This window comes from Terrabacter terrae (assembly GCF_039529575.1).
Classification (GTDB): Bacteria; Actinomycetota; Actinomycetes; order Actinomycetales; family Dermatophilaceae; genus Terrabacter; species Terrabacter terrae.
The window spans coordinates 862-1,337 of the sequence record NZ_BAAANB010000013.1 but is presented as its reverse complement, the minus strand read 5'-3'; the positions used below and the strand labels follow the sequence as shown (position 1 = coordinate 1,337).

Here is a 476-nt window from a genome sequence, read left to right as displayed (position 1 = left end):
TGAAGCGATAGACGCGCGGCCACACCCGGTGGAAGTGGCGCGAGTCCGTCGCCGCGAGCATGACGTAGGGCACCGCCACCGTCCCCGGGAACACCTCCTCGACCGTCGCCTCCAGGAGGGCGTATGCCGTGTCGTCCGTCGGCGACACCGGGCTCGGTTCGTCGCCGCTGACGAGCACGACCTCGACGTGGGGGTCCCTGACGGTGCGGCGGATCCGCTCGAGCGCCCCGTCGACGGTCTCGCCCACCATCACCCGCATGTTGACGTGGGCCCGAGCGACGTCGGCGATGACGTTGGCCCCGGGAGACCCGGTCAGCTGCGTCACCGCGACGGTCGTGCGTGCCAGGGCCGCGGTCTCGTGGCCGAGGCGCGGCAGCACCCGCGACAGCAGCGGGCGCAGGCGGCGCGCGTGGCCGAAGACCGCCGCATACGGCATACGGGCGTGGGCGCCGGCGCGCTCCAGCATGTCGACGGTG

General features: G+C 73.5%; 1 protein-coding gene. It reads right to left on the bottom strand.

Going from position 1 to position 476, the window contains the following annotated elements:
- A partial coding sequence (locus ABD194_RS08590; RefSeq protein WP_343990129.1) for a peptidase dimerization domain-containing protein occupies positions 1–476 on the bottom strand: 476 nt, incomplete at both ends.